The following is a 23561-nucleotide window of genomic DNA, read 5'->3' as shown; positions in this document are numbered from 1 at the left end:
GTTGGGGTAGCCGGGGGGCGGGCGCGAAGCCCGCCCCGCGGGCCGCCACCCCCCGCACCCCCCACCCCCCCCCCAAAAGGAGGGGGGGGGGGGCCCGCCCCCGCGGGGGAAAATAGAATGTTTGGGGGCCGCGGGGCCGCCCCCCAGCCCGGCCCGCGGCGACCTTCGCCAGCACGCCGCAGCCCACCCCGCAATAGGGGCAGGTGGTCCTCACCTCGCGCGCTTCTTCAATTTCCATGTGTCAGGCCGCGCGGCTCGCCAGCGCTTCCAGCGCGATGAACAGATGCTCGCCTTCGACCCGTACCGGAATGGTCCGCACCGCGCCCTCGTCAGCGCCGAGCGCCTTGCCCGTCTCCAGCGAAATCACCCAATTGTGCAAGGGACAGGTCACGGCCGTGCCATGCACGATGCCCTGGCTGAGCGGTCCGCCCTTGTGCGGGCAATGGTCGTCGATGGCGTAGACCTGATCGTCGGCGGTGCGAAAGACAGCGATTTTCCCCTCGGGCGTGGCGACGCAGCGGGCGCCGCGGCGCGGAATGTCGGAGATGGAGCCTATCGATACCCAGTTCATTGAGCTGCCTTTGCTTGATGTGAATGCGCCAAGGCACCCCCCTCTGTCCTGCAGGACATCTCCCCCTCAAGTGGGGAGATTGGCAGCGTTGATTTTGTCGCCCATCTTGCAGCGTTGGAGATTGGCGGAACCTTTGATGAAGGATGATCTCCCCCCTTGAGGGGGAGATGGCCGGCAGGCCAGAGGGGGGCGGCTCCCGCAGACATCTCCATCACTCCGCCGCCTGCGCAAAGCCGACCGAGGCCATCGGCCGGAATTCGTGCTTGTCCTTGCCGGACACGCGTTCCGACCATGGATCGACCTGGGCGAATTTCTGGCTGAAGACGAAGCGGTCGTAATAGGCCTTGCGCTTCTCCCCATCGTCCATGATCTGGCGCTTGATCTCGGGGATGCCGACGCGCTTGGCCCATTTGTAGATGCGCTCGAGATAGCGGCCCTGCTCGCGGTACATCTGCGTCAGCGCAACGATATGCTCCAGCGCCTCGTCCTCGGTCTTGACCAGTCCGAGCACTTCGGTGCCCTTGATGTCGAGGCCGGCAGCCCCGGCAAAATGGATCTCGTAGCCACTGTCGACGCAGATGACGCCGACATCCTTGCAGGTCGCCTCGGCGCAGTTGCGCGGACAGCCCGACACCGCCATCTTGACCTTGGCCGGGGTCCACGAGCCCCACATGAATTTTTCGATGCGGACGCCAAACCCAGTCGAATCCTGCGTGCCGAAGCGGCACCAGTCGGAGCCGACACAGGTCTTCACGGTGCGCAGGCCCTTGGCGTAGGCATGACCGGAGACGAAGCCGGCCTGGCCGAGATCCGCCCACACGGCCGGCAGATCCTCCTTGCGGATGCCGAGCATGTCGATGCGTTGGCCGCCGGTGACCTTGACCATCGGGATCTCGAACTTGTCCACGACGTCGGCAATGGCGCGCAGTTCGGCGGCGTTTGTGACACCCCCCCACATGCGCGGTACCACCGAATAGGTGCCGTCCTTCTGGATGTTGGCGTGGACGCGCTCGTTGATGAAGCGTGACTGGTAGTCGTCGGCATAGTCGTCCGGCCAGTCGCAGACGAGATAATAGTTGAGCGCCGGCCGGCATTTGGCGCAGCCGCAAGAGGTCGTCCATTCCAATTCCTGCATGACCGCCGGAATGGTCTTCAGGCTCTTGGCCTTGATCAGCCGGCGCACCTCGTCATGGCCGAGCGTCGTGCAGCCGCACATCGGCTGCACCGCCGCCGGATTGTATTTGTCGCCGATGGTCAGCACCATCAGCTTCTCGACCAGCCCGGTGCAGGAGCCGCACGAGGCCGATGCCTTGGTGTGCGCGCGCACGTCGTCGAGCGAGGTCAGGCCCTTGGCCGTGATCGCGCCCGTGATCTTTCCCTTGCAAACGCCGTTGCAGCCGCAGATTTCCGCATCATCCGGCAAGGCTGCAACGGCCGCCATAGGGTCCAGCGGGGCACCCCCCTGGTAGGACTGGCCGAAGATGAGCGTATCGCGCATCTCTGAAATATCGGTCTGCTTCTTTTTCAGATCGTTGAACCAGGCGCCGTCGGCCGTCTCGCCATAGAGTACGGTGCCGATGATACGGTCGTCCTTGAGCACCAGACGCTTGTAGACGCCGGCGGAGGCATCGCGCAGCACGATCTCCTGGCGGTCATCGCCCTCGGCGAAATCGCCGAGCGAGAACAATTCGATGCCGGTGACCTTGAGCTTGGTCGGCGTGTCCGAATGGATGAAAGCCGCGGCCTCGTCGCCGGCGAGCTGGCTGGCTGTCACGCGCGCCATTTCGTAGAGCGGCGCGACCAGCCCATAAACCTGACCGTTGACCTCGGCGCATTCGCCGAGCGCGTAAATATCGGGGTCGTTGCTGCGCATGCCCGCATCGACGACGATGCCGCGATTGACGGCGATGCCGGCTTCCTTGGCGATTGCGGCGTTCGGTCGGATGCCAACCGCCATGACCACCAGCGTCGCCGGAATGATGGTGCCGTCGGCAAGTTCCACCTGCTCGACTTTGCCGTTTCCGGTGATCGCCTGGGTGTTGGCCTTGGTGATGACCTTGATGCCTCGCTGCTCGACTGCGCGCTGCAAGAGGTAGCCGGCAGCCGGATCGAGCTGACGCTCCATCAATGTCGGCATGACATGCAGCACGGTGACGTCCATGCCTTGCGCATTCAGCCCGGCTGCCGCCTCCAGGCCGAGCAGGCCGCCGCCGATGACCACGGCCTTGGCCCGCGACTGGGCGGCAAGCATCATCGCCCGGACGTCATCCAGATCGCGATAGGTCAGCACGCCCGGCAGATTGTGGCCGGGCACCGGGATGATGAACGGCACCGAGCCGGTGGCGATGACGAGCTTGTCGTAGGGCTCGGTAACGCCATGATCGGACGTGATGGTCTTGGCCTCCCGGTCGATGGCAACGATCTTGTGGCCCTTGTAGAGGGTGATGTTGTTGGCGATGTACCAGCCATCGCCGTGGATGATGATTTCCTCATAGGCCTTTTCACCGGAGAGAACCGGCGACAGCATGATGCGGTCGTAATTGACGCGCGGCTCGGCGTTGAAGATGGTGACCTGGTAGCGGCCCGGGGCCTTTTCCAGGAGATGCTCAAGCATGCGCCCAGGGGCCATGCCGTTGCCGATGATGACGAGTTTTTCGGTCATATTCCTGATCCGCTCCGGTCTCACTCAGCCGCGTATGAAAGGGCTGGGGCTTCGGCAGATGCCGCACGCTCCATCCGCCGAATACTGAACTGCATCCAGGCAAAGCAAGCGACGACGATGACAAAGAGCAGCATGAAGCAGCTCGACCAGACGCCCGTGAGGTCGTTGAGCGCGCCGAAGGCAATCGGCAGGACGAAACCGCCGAGCCCGCCGATCATGCCGACAACGCCGCCGACTGCGCCAACGCTGCCTGGATAGTAGGCCGGTATGTGCTTGTAGACGGCAGCCTTGCCGAGGCTCATGAAGAAGCCGAGCACGCTTGCGACGGCTATGAAAGCCAGCGGCCCGATGGCGAAGTGGAAGGCGATCGGCCCGGTAATGCCGTGCACGATATAATCCGTGGGCGGCAGCGACAGGATCAACGCGGCGACGGACGACACCGCGAAGGTCCAATAGAGCACGGTGCGAGCGCCGATCCGATCGGAAAGCACGCCGCCATAGGCGCGGAAGACACTCGCCGGGATCGAATAGGCTGCGCCGATCATGCCGGCGGTCGCGATGCCGAAGCCGTAGACGCCGATCAAGTAGCGCGGCAACCACAGCGACAGTGCCACGAACCCGCCAAAGGCGAAGAAGTAGTAGAAGGCGAAGCGCCAGACCTGCACGTTCTTCAGCGGCGCGAATTCCTCCCAGAACTTTCTCGCCGGTGCCGCCTTGCCGGCGCGGCGCTCACGTATGACCGGGTCGTCGCCCGTCGTGAACCAGAAAACGACGGCCATGACGACCAGCGCGGCCGCCCAGATCAGCGCGACCGACTGCCATCCCCAGGACAGAAACACGAACGGCGCCAGGAACTTGGTGACCGCGGCCCCGACATTACCGACACCGAAAATGCCGAGCGCCGTACCTTGCTTGCCGGCAGGGAAGAAGCGCGAAACATAGGCGACACCGACGGCGAAGGAGCCGCCGGCCAGCCCGACGCCGAGCGCGGCGATCAGCATTTGCACATAGGTGTGCGCAAAAGCCAGCAGGAAGGTCGCGACCGCCGCAGCAAGCATGGTCGCGGTGTAGACCAGCCGCCCGCCAAAGCGGTCCGTCCAGATGCCGAGCAGCATGCGTACGAGCGAGCCGGTGAGAATTGGTGTGCCGACGAGCAGGCCGAACTCCGTCTCGTTCAGCCCAAGCTCCGTCTTTATGCGGATGCCGATGATTGAAAAGATCGTCCACACCGCGAAGCAGACGGTGAAGGCGATGGTGGACATCATGAGCGCCTGCCGGGAAGCATTGTCCTGGCTCGGCGCGGCTGGGAGATTTGCGGTCATTATCAGGCTCCGGTTTGCGGCGTGGGAGGCACCGCCCTTGTCTGTTCGTTCACGGCTGTCAGCGGCGCGGCATCGGCGAACTGGTTGAAACCGACCTCTGCGCGGTCACACTAAGGCCCTTGCCGTCAGTCTTGGCGCCTGCGGGAAAGAGGAGGAGCGCAGCGGTGAACAGCGCCGCCGTCAGCGCGCTGCTGGCCAGAAAATCGCGGCGCGCGAAGTCCGCGAGGGAAGCGCCAGTTCCGATCCGTTTCGTCATCATCGTCTCCGGTTGGGCGCCGCTTGTGACCAGCGCCGTCGATCGCGTGTTCGGTCAAAACAAAAAAGCTGCCGGCCAGGCCGCCGCGTCCGTTTATCCGGGATCGCGTATTGGCCTGAGCAGCAGCTTTGCTTGTGGCGCCCGCCATTGGACGCCGTGTCACTTGGCCCTTGCGGACCTACATTCTGATAAGCAGGAAGCGTGCCAATTCGACAGCGCTCTGAATTATCGAATGAAATCAATGTGAACCGCAGCCGCACGACTTTTGACCAAGCCCGGCAGCGGATCAAAGATTAGTCAGAATGCCTTGCACAGCAGCATAATATTTGTGCAATGCGGTATGCTGCCCATTGCCGGTGCAGATTGTTTTTCGGTCACGGCCTTACTCCGCTGCTTCGACGAAGCGGTGGCGTTCGTAGAGGAACTTCAGCACCGCCTCGCGGCAGCGCAGGAAGGTGCGGTCGGAAGAGAGTTCGACGCGGCGGCGCGGCCTGGCCAGCGGCACGGCAAGCACCTCTCCAATGGTCGCCGCCGGGCCGTTGGTCATCATGACGATGCGGTCGGAGAGCAGCACCGCCTCGTCGACATCATGGGTGATCATGATCGTCGTCGAGCCGAGCCTGGAATGGATGTCCATCACCGCGTCCTGCAGATGGGCGCGCGTGAGCGCATCCAGTGCGCCGAACGGCTCGTCGAGCAGCAGGATCTTCGGCTCCATGGCCAGCGCCCGGGCAATGCCGACGCGCTGCTTCATGCCGCCGGAGATTTCCGCCGGGCGCTTGTCCTTGGCATGCGCCATCTGCACGAGATCGAGATTGCGCATGATCCAGTCATGCCGCTCGGCCCTGCTCTTCGAGCGACCGAAGACCTTCGACACGGCGAGGTTGATGTTTTCGTAGACGGTCAGCCACGGCAGCAGCGAGTGGTTCTGGAACACGACCGCGCGTTCGGGTCCGGGGCTGTCGACCTCCTTGTCCTCGAGCAGCACGGCGCCGGCGGACACCTTGGTCAGCCCGGCGATCAGGTTCAGCAGGGTCGACTTGCCGCAGCCGGAATGGCCGATGATGGAGACGAATTCGCCCTTGTCTATGGTCAGCCGGATGTCTTTCAGCACCTCGCTGACCTGGATGCCGCGGGCGAAGGATTTGTCGATATGGTCGAGTTTCAGATAGGCCGTCATCGCCCCTCCCCTCACTTTGCCGTTGTGCCACGGGTGACGAAGGCGCCGACCGCAGCGACCAAACGGTCGAGGCAGAAACCGGTGACGCCGATATAGGCGAGCGCGACGATGATGTCGGGCAGCCGCGACGAGTTCCACGCGTCCCAGATGAAGAAGCCGATGCCGACGCCGCCGGTCAGCATTTCGGCGGCGACGATGGCGAGCCAGGACAGGCCGATGCCGATCCTCAAGCCGGTGAAGATGTAGGGCGCGGCGGCCGGCACCATGATTTTCACGAAGAACTCGAACTGGTTGAGCCGCAGGATGCGCGAGACGTTGCGGTAATCCTCGGGGATGTTGCGTACGCCGACGGCGGTGTTGATGATGATCGGCCAGATCGAGGTGATGAAGATGACGAAGATCGCCGACGGGCTGGAATCGCGAAACGCGGCCAGCGACAGCGGCAGCCACGCCAGCGGCGGCACGGTACGCAGGATCTGGAACACCGGGTCGAGACCGCGCATCGCCCAGATCGACTGGCCGACCAGCGCGCCGAGCGCCACGCCGACGATCGCCGCCAGGCCAAAGCCGATGGCAACGCGCTGCAGCGAGATCAGTACGCGCCAGGCGAGCCCGATATCCTGCGGGCCATTGTCGAAGAACGGATGCGCGATCAAATCATAGGCCTCGTTCCACACCTGACTCGGCGGCGGCAGGCTTGATGTCGGCGACGAGCAGGCGATCTGCCAGACGACCAGCATGATGGCAATGACGATGGCCGGCGGCACCAGCGCCCTGGCCAGCTTGCCAGCGATGGCGAGCAGATCGAAGCGGCGCCGCGTCTTGGCGGTGAAAGCGATCACCGCCGCCGGTTTCGCGGGGAACGCCTTCACCTTTGTGTCCTCGATAGTCTGGATCGACATGTCCGGGAAAAACTCCGTGGTCGGGATTTGCGACAAACGGCGCGAGCGCCGCTTGCGTGCGGCAACGGCGCAAGCGGCGCCGCTGCGCTTGGGGTCGACAAACGGCGCACTGCGCCGTTTGCGGCGGTCAAGCCGAGGCCTTGATCTTCAGGCTGTCGAGATAGGCGGACGGGTTGGCCGGATCGAAGATCTTGCCGTCGAAGAAGGTCTCGACGCCGCGCGACGACGACGCCGGGATGTCGGCTGCCGCGACGCCAAGGTCCTTGGCCGCCTCGCGCCACAGATCCTCGCGGTTGACCTGGTCGACCAGCGCCTTGAGATCGGTGGACGGCGCGAATTTGCCCCAGCGGATGTTCTCGGCGAGGAACCACGTATCGTGGCTCTTGAACGGATAGGAGACGCCGCCTTTCCAGAACTTCATGTAGAGATCGGTGCCGTTGGCGACGCGGCCGTTGCCGTAGTTGATGTCGCCCTTGAGGCGGCCGATGATATCGGCGACGGGCACGTTCATCCATTGCCGCTTGCCGATGATGGCGGCCATCTCGTCCTTGTTCTCGCTGGCCTCGCACCATTGCTGGGCTTCCATCACGGCCATCAGGATCGCCTTGGTGGCGTTCGGGTACTTCTCGATGAATTCGGCGCGCAGGCCGAGCGCCTTTTCCGGATGCCCCTTCCACAATTCGCCTGTCGTGGCAGCGGTGAAGCCGACGCCCTGGTGGACGAGTTGCTCGTTCCATGGCTCGCCGACACAGAACACGTCCATGTTGCCGACCTTCATGTTGGCCACCATCTGCGGCGGCGGCACGACGATGGTCGAGACGTCCTTGTCGGGATCGATGCCGCCGGCGGCGAGCCAGTAGCGCAGCCACAAATCATGCGTGCCGCCCGGGAAGGTCATGGCGGCCTTGATTTCTTTGCCGGCCGCCTTTTTGGCGGCGAAGGCGTCCTTCAGCTTCGAGGCATCGAGGCCGACACCGGTGCCGGCATATTCCTGGGCGACCGAAATGCCCTGGCAGTCGTAGTTGAGCCGCGCCACGATCGCCATCGGCATCGGCTGGTTGTTCTGCGTCACCTTGCCGGTGTGCATGAGATAAGGCAGCGGCGTCAGGATGTGAGCGCCGTCGATGCCGTTGGCCGCGCCGCCGAGCATCAGATTGTCACGTGTCGCGCCCCAGGAGGCCTGTTTGAGCACCTCGACATCGGGCATGCCGAACTTGGCGAACAACCCTTTCTCCTTGGCGATCATCAGCGGAGCCGCATCGGTCAGCGCGATGAAGCCGAGCTTGGCGCCTGTGACTTCCGGAGCGGCAGTTGCGGCATGGGCGCCGGAGGGCAGCAGCGCACGCGCGGCCGCCAGGGTTGCCGCGGTGGCAGCACTTGCCATCAGGAAATTGCGGCGAGTCATTCCCTCGAGAGGCTTCAGTCTTGATGCGTTTCGTCATCATCGTCTCCCGTTGGGCACTGCTTGGGATCAGCGCCGTCGATTGCGTGTTCGATCAAAACAAGAAAGCCGCCGGCCAGGCCGCGCGCGTCCGTCCATCCGGGATCGCGTGTTGACCTGAGCGGCAGCTTTGCCTGTAGCGCCCGCCATTGGACGCCTGTTCCGTGACCCCGAGAAGAGTCTGCTTATTACAAAGCAGGAACCATGCCAGTTTCGGAATGGATGACAAATATCAATGATATCAATGAGATGCCACAATCGTCGGCGCGCCGGCCCGCCGGGCGAGCAAGCCAAAGATTGTTCATTAGCGCTGGTGCACGCACAACTTTTGTGCAATGCACAAGAGTGGCGCGGAAATGATCAGTCGTTAGTGTGAGCCGACTTCTGGCCGGCAATGTAGGCGTCGATCTCAAGGGGATCGAATATCTGGCCGTCGAAGAAACCGTCCGGGCCGAGCACCAGGCCGGCCCCTGTCGCGCCGACCGCGGTTGCCACTCTCAGCGCGCCCTCGACCTTCGAATTGGCGCCGGGAAGTGCTACGCCAAGCGGCTTCAGCGCCGAACGATAGAGATCGGGCCGGTAGCAGTCACGGGCGATGGCGAGATTTTCCGGCGTGTGCGCCACATGCCCCCAACGCACCATCTGCGTGTAGAACCACAGCGCATGGCTCTTCCAGGGAAAATTCGCCGCCTTGTCGAAGGGCAGGAAGAAGTCGTCGATGGTCCGATCGGCCCCGCCGCCCAATTGGAGATGACCGGTCAGGATCGGCATCTGGACCGCCGGCGGCAGGCCGAGAAAACCGGCCTGCGCCATCACCGCGGCCAATTCACCGTGGTTGGCCGGATCCTGGCACCAGCGCGCCGAGTGATGCAGCGCGCGCAGCAGTGCCGCCAATGCCGCAGGATTCTCGTCCGCCCAGGCCTTGCGCACGCCGATCACCTTCTCCGGGCTGTTGCGCCATATCTGCGCCTTGACGGTGACGATATGGCCCGTGCCGGCAGCCACCGAGGCGCTGTTCCAGGGTTCGCCGACGCAATAGCCGTCGATCCGCCCAGCGGCCAGCGCGTCGGCCATGAAGGGCGGCGGCACGATGACGATCTCGATCTGCCGCTCTGGATCGATGTCGCAGGCGGCGAGCCAGTAGCGCAGTTCGTAATTGTGCCCGGAATGCGGATGCACAACCGCGAAGCGCAACGGGTCGTAACCGGCCACGGCACGCTCGCGGATGAGCGCGCCAAGTGCCGCACCGGCACGCGCCGGGTCGAGATCGGGTTCGGCGCCATGCGCCGCCATGCCGGCCCAGACGGCGTTGGAGATGGTGACGCAATTGCCGCCGAGCCCGAGCGAAAACGGCACGATGGTCTCCGAAGCGAGCGGCGTCAGCCCGAGATTGCAGGCGAGCGGCATCGGTCCCAGCATATGCGCGAGATGGAAGTGGCCGATGGCGATGCGGTCGCGGATGTTGGCCCAGGACGTCTCGCGATGCAGCGCAAGCTCGATGCCTTCGCGCGCGGCAAAGCCAAGCTCGCCGGCCGCGACCAGCACGGCGCTGTCGAAAAGCGGCATGAAGCCGGCGGTGATCTGGTGCTCGGCGCCCATGCTCATTCGTCCTCCGCCGGTCCCAGCAGCCCGGCGGCAGTCACCAGGCTCTGGGCGATGTCGCCGATCTTGCGGTTCTGGTTCATCGCCGTCTTGCGCAGCAGCGTGTAGGCCGCCTCTTCGGAGAGGCCACGCGACTTCATCAGGATGCCCTTGGCGCGATCGATCACCTTGCGGCTCTCGAGTTCGCCGCGAACTTCTTCCAGTTCGCGCGCCATGCGCGAAAAAGCGTTAAAGCGGCTCACCGCCATGTCGAGGATCGGTTTCACGCGCTCTTGCCGCAGCCCGTCGACGACATAGGCCGAAACGCCGGCGTCGACCGCCGCCTCGATCGAGGCCTGATCGGAACGGTCGACGAACATGGCGATCGGCCGCTTCACCGCGCGCGACAGCTGGAACATGTTTTCCAGCATGTCGCGGTTCGGATTTTCGAGATCGATGACGATGACGTCAGGCTCGATCTCGGCGATCCGCCGCGCAATGCCGCTCACGTCATGGATGACGGTGACCAGCTCATGCCCGGCCTCGCGCAGCCCCGCCTCGATGATCGCGGCGCGGATACGGTTTTCGTCGATCACCAGGACGGCGAGAGAAGTTCGGACCATGCCTGCATTGTGACCAAGCGAAGGAATTGTGCAATGCGGTATGGTCGAACAATCCCGACATTCGCTGAAACCGGCGATTAATGCCGCGCGGCTGAAGTCAGCAGGCCCTATGACACCAACGCCGTCGTCATGCGCACGGGCGAAGCGCGAGCAGTTCCTTGGCCGTCGCAAGTCTCCTCGACACGGCCTTGCCGGAATCGGAACTGTTGGACGAAACGGCAGTCAGGAACCCGAGGATCGCCGCAAACGCCACGCGGACCGCCTCCACCTGATGCCTCCAACCCTGTATGCCGAACCAGGGAAATGAAAGGGGCTTCCGATACCTCTCAGTCGACCAGTTGCTCGACCATCGACTGAACGAGAACCCGCTTGGCAGGCCGACCGAGAAGTAAAGCAGAGGTGCTCAAGACCAAAAATCGGAATGCCTGCGGTTTTATGTCGTTCTTCGGTCTCAACAAAAGCTGTGACTAATCGGCCTACCGCGCCTTCGCTAATATCCGCATCAAATCGGCTTTTGTAGTAATCTCATCTTGAAAACCTCGGCCGAGAATCAGCCGGGTTGGCGGGCGGCTGGTTGTGGCGACACTCAACGCGCAGGTTCTGGATTTTTTCGACTGGTGGCTCGACGAGCTGCGAGGGGTCCGGGCGCGGCTTGCGCCCAAACAAAGGCAAGCCACCACCTGCGACTGGATCGTCAGCGTGGCCGATGACGGCATCCGCGCCCGCGAGGCCAATGCGCCGGAGTTCCAATCAATCCCGTTGGCGCTCACCGCCGCTTCGGACGAGGTTCTGGCGCTTCTTCAGGGCGGGCCTCGGCGCAAGCGGCCGACCTTCGATATCCGCATTGAGCCCGGGCTGTTCCTGACCCGGCAACTGGCGGCGCGGCGGCTGCCGCTTCGCCAGGCTCGGGACATGGCCGAGCTCGACCTCCTGGCCTCGACGCCGATCGATCCGGCGCAGGTGCATGTCGTCTTTGCCAGGCACGCCGAGCAGGACTGCTTCTACCATGTCGTCAAGGCGAAGACACTTGCTGCGGTGCTCGAAGCGGTCCGCCGGGCTGGTGGATCGGTCCGCTGCCTATCGCTGTTGCAGCCGCACAGCGTGCTGCCGGCCGATCCGCTCAGCCTCGCCGCCGTCTGGCCGCCGAGCGCTGGCGACCGGAGCCGCAGAACTATAGGGATCGCGGCCTGTTCGATCCTGGCCGGAGCCATGCTGGTCACCTTTGCTCACGCGCATTGGCGCAGCTGGCAGGCGGGTGCCGAACTGGACGCGCAGATCGCCGATGCGCAGGTGCAGGCCAAGGCGGCACGCACCTCGCTGCAGAAGCGCCAGGCCGGCATCGAGCAGATCGAAAGAATCCGCCAGGAAAAGAAGACGACGGCGTCGCTGGTCCGTGTCTGGGCCGAGCTGACGCACCTGCTTCCCGACACGACCTGGCTGACCGATCTTTCGGCCAAGGGCGACGACCTGACCATCACAGGCTTTTCGGCCTCCGCCGCCGAGCTGATCCAGCCGCTCGACGCCTCGCCGTTGTTTTCGGCGCCCGAATTCGCCTCGCCCGTGGTCAAGGTTCCCGGCCAGGAGGGCGAACACTTCACCATTACGGCAAAGATCGGAGCGCTCTAGCGATGCTCTTCGCCATCCTCAACACCAGCCCGCTGGTTCGCCGCCTGATCGCGCTGGCCATCGCGGCGGTATCGGCTGGCGTCCTCGCCTGGGTGGTGTTCGCGGCGCTCGACAGTGTCGCCTCGGCACAGGCCGGGATCGAGGAGAAGCGCGAGCTCCTCGGCCAGTTGCAGAGCGTGGCGGCACTGGCCAAGCGCCTCGATAGCGCCGCCAGTCCGGCAGTGGCAGCAAATCCCGAATTTCTCACCGGCGGGAGCGAAGCGATCATTCGCGGCGGGCTGCAGACCCGCCTGAACGCGATCGCCGCCGCCAATGGCGTGAACGTGCTGTCGGCCGGCAATGCACCGGTGCTCAGCGAAGCCGGCGTCGATTTCATCGGGCTGCGGGCCAACCTTTCGGGGCCGCTCGAGGGCATTCACAACGCCGTTCTCGCCATCGAAACGTCGCTTCCGGTGCTGTTCATTCGCGAGGCCACCGTGCGCACGACCGATGTCGGACCGGCCGCCGGGCACAGCGGCGACCCCGAGATCTTTGCCGAGATCCTGTTTTACGGCCCGCTGCAAACGCAAGGCGCATCGGCAGCCAGTGGGGTCAAGCCATGACCCTGAAAGTCACCGGCCTGGCGATTGCGGCCATGATCGCGGGCCTCATCCTGGTCAATGTCGTGCTCTACGGCACGCCGGTGGACATCACGCCGGTCGCCTCCGGGAAAGGGCATGACGGCGCGTTGGCATCAGCGGCGGGATCGCTGCAGTTTCCTGAGGCCGGCGATTTCAGCGAGACGTTCCAGCGTCCGCTGTTCACACCGACGCGCCGGAAAATCGTGCCGCCGCCAGTCCCGCCGCAGCCGGTGGAAATCGCCGTCGCACCGGCCGAGCAGCCGGCTCCACGGCCCGAAGCCGCACCGGCCGTTACGCCATCGCTGCTGGGCATCAGCAGAAACGGCGGAGCGGCAAAGGCGCTGCTGCGCGTCGCGGGCAGCGATGCTGCTGTCTGGTATGGCAATGGCGAGACCGTCGATGGCTGGAAGGTGTCGGCGATCGACAAGGATCAGGCCGTGCTCGAGCGTGACGGCAAGGTGGCCCACATCCTGCTTTATCCGCCATGGGAGAACCTCCCGCCACCACCACCGCCCCCTCCGCCACCCCCGGTCCCGGAATTATGAGCGGCCGCACACCTCACGACGGCGCAAGCGCAGGCAACGAAAGCCCAAGTAGCGGCTTTTCGCTGGTCGCCGTGCTGGTGTTCATGCTGATCGTCTCGGCAATCGTCGTGCCCTTCGCCGTGACGGCCAAAACGCGGCTGATGATCGCCAACAACGAGGTAGAACAGGAGCGCCTGTCGCTGCTTGCCGAGGGCTTGGGCAATCTTGTTGCGAGCGAATTGACCGGCGGCTCGGGGACAAAGACGTTTGCGCTGGATTCCACACCGGCGGCGTGCCGGTCGGGTGCGTTCAGCTTCGATGTGCGCGTCCAGGATCACGGCGGGCTGATCGATCTCAATGCCGCCGACGACAATTTGCTGGCGCTTGGTTTCGCATCGCTTGGCTTCGAGCAGCAGGCGTCGCAAGCGCTGGCCGAGGCCGCGCTCCGGTTTCGTGACAACGCCAAGCTGTTTGCCGGCCAGCCCGGGCCAAGAAGCGCCGTCGGGCCGCCGCAAGACAAGCAGGCGCCGTTCGAATCTGTGTCCGAACTGCAGGAGTTCGCTGCCCTTGCGTCAGTGCCCCTGCAGGCCCTCCATGCCGCCTTCACGGTCAACTCGAAGCGCGGCACGATCAGCGCCGATCGTGCACCGAACCGTCTTCGCGCGGCCCTTGCCACTGGTTCCAGCGCCGCGCTTGTTCAGGCTGCCGAGGCATCGGCCTACACGGTCGACGTGGCCGTCAGACGCGACGGATCCGGCATCACGGGTCAGGCCGAGTTCATCATCGAGAAATCTCCGGTGAGCGACACGGCGTTCCGGCGCGTCTCGCGAAGCCCTGCGCGTGACGCCGGCACATTGCCGGCAGGCGCCGGCAGTGCCGGCTGCGAGGTGCTTTTCGGCAGCGAGGCCGCACAGCTCCTGCAGGGGTGGAGCTCATGAACGCCCCCGTCCAGCCCCAGGGGACCGAGGCGTTTCTGGCCTTTCTCGAAGGCGAGAAGGTGCTGACTGCGCACGCGGCCCAGCGCGCATTGGGAGCATCGCGAACATCAGGACACCCATTCGATACGGTGATGACCGAACTCGGACTGATCGGCGAGCAGGAGCTTGCCAACAGCCTCAGCCGCTACCTCCAGGCACCGACGGTCGAGATTCCCGAACAGATCAGCCCCGAAATGCTGGCAAGCGTGCCGTTGGTCTACCTGCGTGCAAACGCGATCCTGCCGCTGCAAATGGATGGCGAGCGGCTAGTTGTCGCCGTCGCCGATCCCTTCTCGTCGGCAATGATCGACGCGCTTGCCTTTCACTATGAGCGGACACTGGCGCTACGCATCTTGCCGAGGCGCACTATCACCGAATGCATCGATCGCATCGAGCAATCGGCTCTGGAGGCCGTTTCAAATGGCGGCGGCGGTGGCGAATTCCTGGATTTCGGCCCCGACGACCTCGAACGATTGAAGGATTTTGCCCGTGAGGCGCCGATCGTCCGCTTCGTCGCCGAGACCATCCACAAGGCTGTCGATGCAAGGGCCACCGACATCCACATCGAGCCGCTCGAGGATCACGTCCGCATCCGCTTCCGGCATGACGGCATGCTGTCGACCGTCGATACCGCATCGATTGCGATGCTGTCCGGCATCTCCACCCGCATCAAAATCCTGTCGCGCCTCAACATTGCCGAGCGGCGCCTGCCGCAGGATGGACGCATGCGCATCGCCGTGCGCGGCCGCGACGTCGACCTGCGCGTCTCGGTCATTCCGTCGATTCACGGCGAAGCCATCGTACTTCGAATTCTTGACCGTGCCGGCGTCGAATTGAAATTGGAGAAACTGGGTTTCGACGGTGTCGCGCAAGGCAAGATCCGCTCCATGTCGCAAGCCGCCAACGGCATCGTGCTGATCACCGGGCCGACCGGCAGCGGCAAGACGACGACACTCTATTCGATCCTCGCCGAGCGTTCGCGGCCGGACGTCAAGATCTTCACGGTCGAGGATCCGGTCGAATATCGCATGGCGGGCATCACCCAGTTGCAGGTCAATCCGGCGATCGACCTCGACTTTGCCGCCGCCCTGCGTTCGATCTTGCGGCAGGACCCCGACATCATCCTGCTCGGTGAAATTCGCGATCGCGAGACGGCGCAGGTCGCGGTCCAGGCGGCGCTCACCGGCCATCTGGTGTTCTCGACACTTCACACCAACAGTGCCGCGGGCGCGCTGACGCGGCTTCGCGACATGGGCATCGACGGCTATCTGCTCGGCGCGACGATCCGGGGCGTCATCGCACAGAGGCTGTTGCGCCGTGTCTGCCCGACCTGCCACGGCGCCGACCAAACCGGCCCGGCCTGCCGCACCTGCAACGGCTCCGGCTACAGCGGGCGCACAGTGACCTACGAAATGCTGCAGGTATCGCCGCGCATCGCCGAGCTTATTGACCAGGGCGCCGGCGAAATGGAGATCGGGAAAATTGCCGCCGAGGACGACCTCGTGCCGATGTCGGTCCACGCAACCGCCCTTGCCCGATCGCAGGTCACCACGATGGACGAAGTCCGGCGTGTCATCGATCTCGCGGGAGGGGGCTGATGCCGGCCTTCGCCTATCGCGCCTATCTCGTCGACGGCAGCACCGAGACCGGCATTCTCGATGCGTCGACCAAGCAAGATGCGGCGCGCAAACTGGCGCAGCAGGGCCGCCGTTCCTTTCACCTTGCGCCTGTGAGCGGCGACAAGCAGCAGCTTCGCCTGCCCGGGCGCAGCGCGCTGACGTTGACCCGCAAGGTCGATCTCGGCCGTCTGTTTTCCGAGCTTTCGGTGCTTCTGAATGCCGGGTTCACCGTCGACCGCGCCCTGCATGCGGTCATTTCGGGCGAGGCCAACGGTCAGCGGCGTCAACAGCTGCAATCGGTGCTCGATCTCACAACCGGCGGCCGGCCGATCGCCGAGGCCTTTGCCGGGCTGCCGGGTATCACCTCCGACGTTGCCGCCCTGCTCGCCAGCGGCGAGCGCAGCGGCAAGATGGCCTATATATGCCAGCGGCTGGCGGACACCTATGAGGCAACGGCCAAACGCCGTGCGGCAATTATCGAGGCTCTGGCCTATCCTGCCTTCCTGCTGCTGGTGATGAGCGGGGCGCTGGTCATTCTGGCGACGGTCCTGGTACCGGCGCTGGAACCGATTTTCGAAGGCTCATCTGCTCCCAAGCCGTTCACCATGACCATGCTTTCTGCATTCGGCACGGTGTTCCGCGACTATCCGTTCGTCTTCCCGCTGGCGGCGGTCCTCGGCCTGCTTACCTGGCTTTTTCTGTCCCGATCCACCGGTGCGAGAAAACGCCTCTCGCATTGGCTGTTGAAGATCCCGCTGATCGGCGCGCTGGTCAGGGATGCCGTGATCGCGCGCTATCTGGAAACGCTTGCGCTGCTGCTCGGCAATGGCGTGGCGATGACCGAGGCGCTCGGCCTGGCCGCCAATGTTTCCAGGCAGAGTTCGCTGGCGGCAAGCTTTGCGGCGATCGAAGAAACCGTCGCCAACGGCGCCCGCCTGCATGGCGCGATCGTCAAGGCAGGGATTTTCGACAATGCGACGATGTCGCTGGTCTCGCTCGGCGAAGAGGCGAATGCCCTTCCCGTGGTCCTGGATCGGGCCGCGAAAATGCTCCAGCTGACGCTGACGCGCCGGATCGACACTGTGCTGAAGCTGCTGACCCCGGCTTTGACGATTTCGCTCGGCTTCCTCGTCGGCAGCCTGGTCATTTCGGTGATGACCACGATCCTCAGCATCAACGATCTGGCACTGCAATGACAGCTGCGTCGAGAGCCGGCGCGCCGGCGCACGCAACGGCCGGATTTACTCTGGTCGAGATGCTGGTCGTGCTGGCGATCATGGCCCTCGTCGCGGCCATCGCTGCACCGGGGCTGGTCAGCAACTATCGCACCAGGAACCTGGAGACACTGGCCGGCGAGATCACCATGCGGCTGCGCCTGTCGCGCACATCGGCGATCGCCGCCGCCAGGCCCAGGCAGGTTCTCGTCGATCTCGGCACCCGCACCTTCCGGTTCGGCGAACAGAACACGCTCACGCTGCCGGACGATGTCAAAATGACCGTGACCACCGGCCAGGAGACCGTCATCGCCGACCGGCAGACAGTCCTGACCTTCCTTCCCGATGGCAGCGCTTCCGGCATGGACATCTCGCTGCTGCAAAAAGGGCGGACCGCGCGCATCGCGGTCAACTGGCTGACCGGGCTTTCAACCTGGCGCGCGCTGCCATGACGGCGCCATCGTCTCAACCGACCTCCGAAGACGGATTTTCGATCCTGGAGATGATCGTCGCCATGACCATCCTGGCGCTTGTGCTTGGCATCGCCAGCCAGTCGATCGTTCTGGCGAGCCGCAGCATCGCCGCGGCCAAGCGCCAGGTCGAAGCCGCCAGGACGGTGCGTGTGATGCTGGCCGACTACGAAGCCCGGACACAAACCACGGCGCCAAACGGCTGGACCCTGAAGACGTACACGATAGAAATGTCGAAGGCCAAGGTGACGGCTGTGCTCATAGAAAAGACGGGCGGAGCGTTTCCAGGCAAGCCGTTTCTAACCTTCGTGCCGGTGCAGGAGCCCGGTGCTCAATGAGCGGCCTGTTTTCCCGCGCTCACTCGAAAATCCGCGCCGTCTGCCGGCCGGAGCGCCGTTCAGGCATCCCCCTGCCCGACGCCAGATCATCAAGGGGACCATCGGCATCAGTCGAGGGATTTGCGCTGACCGACGTGTTGGTCGGGCTGGCCCTGATCGGCGTGATCACATCGCTGATGATGGTCTTCCTCGGCCAGGCTCGAACCATGCTGCGCATCGAAAAGGCGACCGAGTTCCAGATGGAGGTCGATTCCGCATCGCGGTTTCTGGAAACGGCGATCAGCCATGCCGAGCCCTTGCCCTTGTCGAAGTCGTCGCCGGACCAGGTGCTTTATCTCGACGGCGATGGTTCCCGGATCGAGTTCAACGCCGTTCAGGCGATCGGCTTCAAATCCTCCGCGCTGCGCGAAATTGCAGTTTCGCTTGGCGGAAGTGCACTGGCCATTGTCCAGAAAACACGGCGCGGCAGCGGACCCGGCGCGTCGACGCAGAGCCAGCCGGTGCGGCTGCTCGGCGGTGTGAACGCCATAAGATTCGAATATCTCGACGGTTCGACGGCTGGTTCATCATGGTTGTCGAACTGGAATGCGCCGCGGCGCCTGCCCGCCGCAGTGCGGTTCACCGTGTCGGTTCAGCGCGATGGTGCCGCCTTTTCGGCGAGCGGTTTTGCTCGCCTCGATCTGGCCAATGCCCGGCAGCTGCCGGGCATGAACGAAACACAGCGCCCCGAAACACAGCGCCGACCATAGAGAAGAAATATCAGTTGCTGATGTCCTGGTCTTCGCCGGTTCCATCGGGCTTGCCGTCTTTTCCAAGGCTGCGGATGACCACGCCGCTCGCATCGGCCTTCACTTCGTAGGAATAAGGCCTCCCCCACGGATCCTTGAGACCGGTCGTCCCCTTGAGGTAAGGGCCGTTCCAACGCGCTTCGCCTGTGGGCGCCGCAACCAGGGCCGAGAGCCCCTCCTCCGCGGTCGGATATTTCGCATTGTCGACATAGTAGAGTTCAAGCGCGCTTTCGATGTTGCGGACTTGCGCCTTGGCCGCGTTGGTTCTTGCCGAGCCGAGATAGCGCAGCACCTGAGGTGCTGCGAGCGTGGCGATCAGCGCGATGATGGCGAGCACGACCAGAAGCTCGACCAGGGTGAAGCCGCTTTCGCGATCGTCGCGTTCTCGGCGGGATTTTTCAGAGGTAAAGCGTGGAGTGATCATCAGAGCAGTCCCATGTCCAAACCTGCAAGTTGCTCCAGTGCCCAGCTGCAGCCGAGGCCGATGGCGATGAACGGGCCGAAGGCGACACGGGCTTTGGCCGCCGCCGGCCCTGTCGCGATCACCAGCCCGCCGACGAACAGCAAAGCGCTGGCGCTGGCGACGAACAGCAGCACCGGCAACAGCCGTGGGCTGATCCAGCATGCAGCGGCGGCCAGCATCTTGACGTCGCCGAGGCCGAGGCCAATCCGGCCGGTCATCAGGAAATGGCCGCGCCGGATCAACCAGGCAGCGGCAAAGGTCAAGGCGGCGAACAGCAGGCGCGCCGGCAGGCCATCCGCCTGCGTCGCCATCTGATAGACAAGGCCGATGCCGGCCAGGGCCAGGTTGAACCCATCCGGGATGATCTGCCGGCGGAAATCGGCGATCGAAATAGCGCAGAGAATAGCCGCCAGGGCGATCGTGGCAGCCAGCACGAGGGATGAGTGCATCGTCAATACGCCAGCCTCTTCAGGTCCTGTTGCAGCTTGGTGCCGCCGCGTCGCTTCTGGATCGGCGTCTGCAAGCTGATCTTGCCGCGGAATTCGTCCGTCACCTCGCGGGCTTCGTTGATGTCGCGCACGACATGCGGCCTGATGAAGATGATCAGCTCGGTGCGTCCGATGCTGTCCGTCTTCTGCTTGAACGCGTTGCCGATGATCGGGATGTCGCCGAGGATAGGCACTTGCGTGCGGTCGACATTATTGCGCGACTGTATCAGGCCGCCCAGCGCCAGGCTCTCGCCGTCATTGACCAGGACGCGGGTCTGAATCTTGCGCTGCTGGATGGTCGGCGAATCGATGCCGGAGCTGGTCGTCCTGGTGACGTTGCTGACCTCCTGCTGGATGTCGAGCATGACCCTGCCGGCATTGTTGATGCGTGGCGTCACCGTCAGGATGACACCGGTGTCCTTCATCTCGACCGAGACGACCGGCGAGCTGCCGAGCGTCTGGTCCACCACTTGCCTTGTCGCGATCGGCACCTGGTCGCCGACCTGCAAGATCGCCTTCTGGTTGTTCAGCGCCATGATGGTCGGCGCCGAGATGACATTGACGTCGGTGATGCTGGAAAGTGCATTCAGCGTCACCTGGATATTGTCGGTGGCGTAGCTCCAGTTGAAGCCGGGCAGTGCCGCCGCGGCAACGCCCTTTGCCACGTCGGTCACCGAGATGTTCATGCCGCCATTCTCGAAGAACCAGCGCAGTCCGTATTTCAAATCGTCGTTGAGCGTCACTTCGGCGATGACAGCCTCCAGCATGACTTGCGTCGGCAGCACGTCGACCTTGGCCAGTATCTGCTCGATGCGTTCGTAGTCGCGCGCTGTGGTCTGGATCAGTAGCGCATTGTTTTCTACATCGGCGACGACCGTGGCGTGGGCCGGCGCCTGTCCATCCTGCATCGGCATCGAAGGCGACGGCCCGGTCAGTGGCACCGGCGTGACGCCATCCGATTGCATGGCGATCGGCGTCTGGTCGGGCGACACATTCGAGCCGCCTGAATCTCCCTCGGTCTTGACCGTGGTGCCAAGCACGGAGCTCAACACCGCAGCCAGTTCCTTGGCCGGGCGGTTCTGGATCTGGTAGACGAAAAGCTGATCTTCGTTGGTCTCGGCCAGCCTATCGAGCTTGTTGATCCAGGTCGCGGCACGGGCGAGATAGGCCGGGCGCGAGGTGATCACCAGCACCGAATTCAGCCTGTCGTTGGGGATAAACTGGATGAGCTTGGCGCCGGGCCCTTCCTTGGTGCCGAAGATGGAATCGAGTTCGGCGGCAACCGCCTCCGGCTTGGAGGTCTTGAGCGGATGCAGCGCCACCGACATGCCGCGCATCCAGTCGACGTCGAACACCGAGACCGCTTCTCTGATAGCGTTGAGGTCGCTGTCGTTGCCGGCGACCGTGATCAGGTTGCGAACGGAATCGACCCGCAGCACCGACCCCTGTCGGGTGATCGGTTCGAGAATGGTCTTCATCTCGTCGGCGGCGATGAATTGCAGCTGCAGCACCTGCACCTTGACGCCGGGGCCGGACGGCGAAACCGAAGGCACACTGACCGGCGGTGTGCTGGACATGATCTCGGAAAGCGGCACGATCTGATAGGTGCCGGCGCGGTTGGTGATGCCGGCGGAATTCACCGCGAGCGCCGATTGCAGGATGTCGACCAGCGCGTCCTTCGACACCGGCTGCGAGGTCTGCAAGGTCACCGTGCCCTGTACGCGCGGATCGACGATGTAGTTGAGGTGCAGCGCATCGCCCAGAACCGCTTTGGCCGCCTCGGTGATCGGCGCATTGATCAGGTTGAGCTCGAACTGGCCCGAACCGTCTGTCGTCACCTTGGTGACGGGCGCGCCGGAGGAGACGAACTGGCCCGACCCCTGATACTGCGTGCCGTTGAAGCGCTGCGCCTGGCCGGCGGCCGAGGTGATGGCGCCGGGACCGGTGTAGCCCGCCCGCAACGGCGAGTTCTTGGCGTGCAGGCTGTCGATGGTCTCGGTGAAGAAGTCCTTGCCCGGCGCAGAGGTGCAGCCGGCAATCGCCAGCAACGTGCACACCACGACCCGATGACTCGGCTTGATCGACATCCACCCGATTCCCCTGGGTTTTTAGTCTACGGCCTTTGCAAGCCGATGTCGGGAATGATGTGGGTGTTTGGGGTCTATCCACAGGGTTGGTGGCGGAGGGCGGCAACCTGCCGGGTCAGGTTAATGCCTGAGATCTGGATATCAATTAGGGAAGCCGGCTACTTGACCAGAGCAGCCGAGACTGCGGTGAGCTACAGAGATGGCCACCGAGCAGGCCCCTTGCCGTATGGGCGGACGGGCGAAGATGGTAAAAAGTGCACTGTCACCGTAATTCCTGCCAGAAATGCCCGGTTTTCTTCTGTCGCGCGTGGATGGTGCCGGCATAGGCGCGATGCACCTTGGCAAGCGCGCGCCGCAAGCCATCGGGGTCGGGCGGTGTCAGGATCAGGTGCACATGGTTCGGCATCAGGGCCAGATGCCGACATCGGCGGCGCGGCAATGCTCGACCAGCAGGTTCTTGTAGGGCGCGTAGTCACCAGGCGCGAAAAACACTTTGGCGCGCCGGTTGCCACGCCGCGTCACGTGGTGCGGCAGACCGGGAACGACAATACGGGCAAGGCGAGCCATGCTGGCCGTCTACACGCAATGAAGGTCGGACGAACATGAATAAAGTGCACTGTCACCGTAATTCCAAACTCAATGTGTACAGCCGCACGCAAGCGGTGATCGAGGTTTCGAAGCTGGACAATGCGGAGCTGTTTCGCGATCAGGCGGGGTTTTGAAGCTGCTCACAGCGATGGTCAGGCGAATACTGTCGCCGTAATTCCATCAAGTGCAACCTCCAATCTCTGGTAAGTATAACTTCATAAACGCATATATATTCCCTTCACCAAGATCTACTTCGTTTGAATCCAAAAATTTGTTAAATTCTTCACAAATCTTTTCCCGCCCACCAAATGCTTTGTCAAAATTTTTAATGATGCCATCGTCGCCAAATACAAATGTGAAATCACAGTCCAAATTGGCGTAAACTGCTAGGCGGCCGTCCACGCGCATCATTCCACAAGGTCGCATGCCCAAATTGCTTGCATAGATATATAGCCAGTCTCGGCGCGCCGGACTGTAAGGTGCCCAAAAGATAGGATCCGGTATGTGCCCTACTGGAGGCTCCACCCAAAGGTAACACCCGCCAACGAAATGCTTTCCGAAGAAAACATCGAACATTTCCTCTGTCCAAGTGCCTTTACTCGGCCCTTGAATACCCAAACACCCTTCCAGTAGCCGGGTGTTATTTCTGACCATTGGAGCATAGATTTTCCGGTCTGGGATTATACCGTCGCCCATATGTGCTCGCGCTATTTTCCCTAGCAGCATACCACGCACGGATTCTTTTTCTTTTTCGGACAAATGACGGCCGCCGTCATTTATCTCTTTAAGTTGAAAGCGAGCACTAGAGCCGGACATTATTTGCGACCACCATTTTTAGAATTTCTTGAATTACGGTGACAGTGCACTATTTTCTTTTCGCCGCCTGCCTCGCTTTCCCGATTTCACGGCCCTTCCGGTTTGCCCGGCAATCCGGTCCAGAAATGCTTCGCTGCCCACCGGCCGGCCGATGCTCTCGGCTTTGCGCAGGGCGTCGAAAGCCGCGACATCCGTCTCGATCAGGTCGAACAGTCCGGCCGACGAGGGCAGCCGGTCTTTCATCGGCCCCAGATCCGTAACGCCATCGGCTTCATCCGTCAGATGCGCCCGAGCGCTTGACCAGGGCCAATCCGCCGCCTGGCTCACCAGCCCCGCGCGTACCGGGTTCAGCCCGACATAGCGCACTGCCGACAACAGGCGATCCTCGTCCATCGCGACGGCGCC

26 protein-coding genes and 2 pseudogenes are annotated in these 23561 nt (G+C 63.4%); 12 read left to right on the top strand and 16 right to left on the bottom strand.

Annotation, left to right across the window (positions count from 1 at the left end):
• Positions 1–115: 115 nt before the first annotated feature.
• The 4 genes and pseudogenes from NKJ90_RS33635 to NKJ90_RS29700 all read right to left on the bottom strand — a co-directional run.
• Positions 116–238: pseudogene (locus tag NKJ90_RS33635) on the bottom strand (hypothetical protein); the annotation flags it as partial.
• A 3-nt stretch (positions 239–241) separates the two neighbouring features.
• Entirely contained in the window at positions 242–571 is a 330-nt protein-coding gene (nirD, locus tag NKJ90_RS29710; protein ID WP_023759591.1) for a nitrite reductase small subunit NirD, read from the bottom strand.
• Positions 572–782: 211 nt separating this feature from the next.
• Positions 783–3233, bottom strand: a complete 2451-nt coding sequence (nirB, locus tag NKJ90_RS29705) for a nitrite reductase large subunit NirB (protein ID WP_352487467.1) — start codon at positions 3231–3233, stop codon at positions 783–785.
• 20 nt (positions 3234–3253) lie between these two features.
• Positions 3254–4555, bottom strand: coding sequence for an MFS transporter (locus NKJ90_RS29700; protein ID WP_023759593.1), 1302 nt, complete (start codon positions 4553–4555; stop codon positions 3254–3256).
• Positions 4556–4719: 164 nt separating this feature from the next.
• Here NKJ90_RS29700 and NKJ90_RS29695 point away from each other — a divergent pair, with 164 nt between their 5' ends.
• Positions 4720–5058 (top strand): hypothetical protein, encoded by a 339-nt coding sequence (locus tag NKJ90_RS29695; RefSeq protein WP_156938549.1) that lies wholly within the window; start codon positions 4720–4722, stop codon positions 5056–5058.
• A gap of 135 nt (positions 5059–5193) precedes the next feature.
• On the opposite strand, the gene NKJ90_RS29690 is transcribed toward NKJ90_RS29695, so the two are convergent.
• The 3 genes from NKJ90_RS29690 to NKJ90_RS29680 form a co-directional block, all read right to left on the bottom strand.
• Positions 5194–5991 carry an ABC transporter ATP-binding protein gene (locus tag NKJ90_RS29690; RefSeq protein WP_023759595.1) on the bottom strand — a complete coding sequence of 266 codons (798 nt, stop codon included), beginning with the start codon at positions 5989–5991 and terminating at the stop codon, positions 5194–5196.
• Positions 5992–6002: 11 nt separating this feature from the next.
• A complete protein-coding gene (ntrB, locus tag NKJ90_RS29685; RefSeq protein ID WP_023759596.1) occupies positions 6003–6893 on the bottom strand; it encodes a nitrate ABC transporter permease in 891 nt (296 codons plus the stop codon).
• A gap of 127 nt (positions 6894–7020) precedes the next feature.
• Positions 7021–8298, bottom strand: a complete 1278-nt coding sequence (locus NKJ90_RS29680; RefSeq protein WP_352487466.1) for a CmpA/NrtA family ABC transporter substrate-binding protein — start codon at positions 8296–8298, stop codon at positions 7021–7023.
• Positions 8299–8321: 23 nt separating this feature from the next.
• Here NKJ90_RS29680 and NKJ90_RS29675 point away from each other — a divergent pair, with 23 nt between their 5' ends.
• Complete coding sequence (locus NKJ90_RS29675) at positions 8322–8450, top strand: hypothetical protein (RefSeq protein ID WP_023759598.1); 129 nt, start codon at positions 8322–8324, stop codon at positions 8448–8450.
• 244 nt (positions 8451–8694) lie between these two features.
• Here the strand turns inward: NKJ90_RS29675 and NKJ90_RS29670 are convergent, their stop codons facing one another.
• Positions 8695–9933 (bottom strand): CmpA/NrtA family ABC transporter substrate-binding protein, encoded by a 1239-nt coding sequence (locus NKJ90_RS29670; protein WP_031260277.1) that lies wholly within the window; start codon positions 9931–9933, stop codon positions 8695–8697.
• A gap of 2 nt (positions 9934–9935) precedes the next feature.
• The gene (locus tag NKJ90_RS29665; RefSeq protein ID WP_023759600.1) at positions 9936–10538 is read right to left on the bottom strand and encodes an ANTAR domain-containing response regulator; all 603 of its coding nucleotides are present in this window, start codon (positions 10536–10538) and stop codon (positions 9936–9938) included.
• 576 nt (positions 10539–11114) lie between these two features.
• Here NKJ90_RS29665 and NKJ90_RS29660 point away from each other — a divergent pair.
• Genes NKJ90_RS29660 through NKJ90_RS29620 form a run of 9 tightly spaced genes read left to right on the top strand, consistent with a single transcriptional unit; the run spans position 11115 to position 18675 of the window.
• Positions 11115–12164 carry a PilN domain-containing protein gene (locus NKJ90_RS29660; protein ID WP_023759602.1) on the top strand — a complete coding sequence of 350 codons (1050 nt, stop codon included), beginning with the start codon at positions 11115–11117 and terminating at the stop codon, positions 12162–12164.
• Positions 12165–12166: 2 nt separating this feature from the next.
• Complete coding sequence (gene gspM / locus NKJ90_RS29655; RefSeq protein WP_023759603.1) at positions 12167–12766, top strand: type II secretion system protein GspM; 600 nt, start codon at positions 12167–12169, stop codon at positions 12764–12766.
• Entirely contained in the window at positions 12763–13329 is a 567-nt protein-coding gene (locus tag NKJ90_RS29650; RefSeq protein ID WP_023759604.1) for a hypothetical protein, read from the top strand. The genes gspM and NKJ90_RS29650 overlap by 4 nt, the downstream gene beginning before the upstream one ends.
• Positions 13326–14246: a hypothetical protein gene (locus NKJ90_RS29645; protein ID WP_023759605.1), complete on the top strand. Its 921-nt coding sequence runs from the start codon at positions 13326–13328 to the stop codon at positions 14244–14246. Before NKJ90_RS29650 ends, NKJ90_RS29645 begins: the two co-directional genes overlap by 4 nt.
• Positions 14243–15883 (top strand): GspE/PulE family protein, encoded by a 1641-nt coding sequence (locus NKJ90_RS29640; RefSeq protein ID WP_023759606.1) that lies wholly within the window; start codon positions 14243–14245, stop codon positions 15881–15883. The genes NKJ90_RS29645 and NKJ90_RS29640 overlap by 4 nt, the downstream gene beginning before the upstream one ends.
• Complete coding sequence (locus NKJ90_RS29635; RefSeq protein ID WP_023759607.1) at positions 15883–17100, top strand: type II secretion system F family protein; 1218 nt, start codon at positions 15883–15885, stop codon at positions 17098–17100. Before NKJ90_RS29640 ends, NKJ90_RS29635 begins: the two co-directional genes overlap by 1 nt.
• Positions 17097–17570 (top strand): prepilin-type N-terminal cleavage/methylation domain-containing protein, encoded by a 474-nt coding sequence (locus NKJ90_RS29630; RefSeq protein WP_023759608.1) that lies wholly within the window; start codon positions 17097–17099, stop codon positions 17568–17570. Before NKJ90_RS29635 ends, NKJ90_RS29630 begins: the two co-directional genes overlap by 4 nt.
• The gene (locus NKJ90_RS29625) at positions 17567–17926 is read left to right on the top strand and encodes a PulJ/GspJ family protein (protein WP_023759609.1); all 360 of its coding nucleotides are present in this window, start codon (positions 17567–17569) and stop codon (positions 17924–17926) included. The genes NKJ90_RS29630 and NKJ90_RS29625 overlap by 4 nt, the downstream gene beginning before the upstream one ends.
• Complete coding sequence (locus tag NKJ90_RS29620; protein ID WP_023759610.1) at positions 17923–18675, top strand: PulJ/GspJ family protein; 753 nt, start codon at positions 17923–17925, stop codon at positions 18673–18675. Before NKJ90_RS29625 ends, NKJ90_RS29620 begins: the two co-directional genes overlap by 4 nt.
• A 10-nt stretch (positions 18676–18685) precedes the next feature.
• Here NKJ90_RS29620 and gspG read toward each other — a convergent pair whose 3' ends face one another.
• From gspG to NKJ90_RS29595, 5 genes are all read right to left on the bottom strand, one after another.
• Positions 18686–19138 (bottom strand): type II secretion system major pseudopilin GspG, encoded by a 453-nt coding sequence (gene gspG / locus NKJ90_RS29615; RefSeq protein ID WP_023759611.1) that lies wholly within the window; start codon positions 19136–19138, stop codon positions 18686–18688.
• On the bottom strand, positions 19138–19626 hold the full coding sequence (locus tag NKJ90_RS29610; RefSeq protein ID WP_031260278.1) for a prepilin peptidase: 489 nt from the start codon (positions 19624–19626) through the stop codon (positions 19138–19140). The genes gspG and NKJ90_RS29610 overlap by 1 nt, the downstream gene beginning before the upstream one ends.
• A gap of 2 nt (positions 19627–19628) precedes the next feature.
• On the bottom strand, positions 19629–21752 hold the full coding sequence (gene gspD / locus NKJ90_RS29605) for a type II secretion system secretin GspD (RefSeq protein WP_023759613.1): 2124 nt from the start codon (positions 21750–21752) through the stop codon (positions 19629–19631).
• Between the two features lie 262 nt (positions 21753–22014).
• Positions 22015–22158: a transposase gene (locus NKJ90_RS29600; RefSeq protein ID WP_023759614.1), complete on the bottom strand. Its 144-nt coding sequence runs from the start codon at positions 22156–22158 to the stop codon at positions 22015–22017.
• Positions 22158–22319, bottom strand: coding sequence for a hypothetical protein (locus tag NKJ90_RS29595; protein WP_023759615.1), 162 nt, complete (start codon positions 22317–22319; stop codon positions 22158–22160). Before NKJ90_RS29595 ends, NKJ90_RS29600 begins: the two co-directional genes overlap by 1 nt.
• Before the next feature lie 65 nt (positions 22320–22384).
• On the opposite strand from NKJ90_RS29595, the pseudogene NKJ90_RS33630 reads away from it, so the two are divergent.
• Positions 22385–22474: pseudogene (locus tag NKJ90_RS33630) on the top strand (DNA-binding response regulator); the annotation flags it as partial.
• Positions 22475–22520: 46 nt separating this feature from the next.
• On the opposite strand, the gene NKJ90_RS29585 reads toward NKJ90_RS33630, so the two are convergent.
• Both NKJ90_RS29585 and NKJ90_RS29580 read right to left on the bottom strand, forming a co-directional pair.
• On the bottom strand, positions 22521–23156 hold the full coding sequence (locus NKJ90_RS29585) for a hypothetical protein (RefSeq protein ID WP_352487465.1): 636 nt from the start codon (positions 23154–23156) through the stop codon (positions 22521–22523).
• A gap of 33 nt (positions 23157–23189) precedes the next feature.
• The gene (locus tag NKJ90_RS29580) at positions 23190–23549 is read right to left on the bottom strand and encodes a hypothetical protein (protein WP_245266631.1); all 360 of its coding nucleotides are present in this window, start codon (positions 23547–23549) and stop codon (positions 23190–23192) included.
• Between the last annotated feature and the right edge of the window lie 12 nt (positions 23550–23561).

Origin of the sequence: Mesorhizobium sp. M0051 (assembly GCF_040323235.1) — a bacterium.
Taxonomy (GTDB): Bacteria; Pseudomonadota; Alphaproteobacteria; order Rhizobiales; family Rhizobiaceae; genus Mesorhizobium.
The sequence above is the reverse complement of the archived record's forward strand: the minus strand, read 5'-3'. Positions and strand labels throughout refer to the sequence as shown.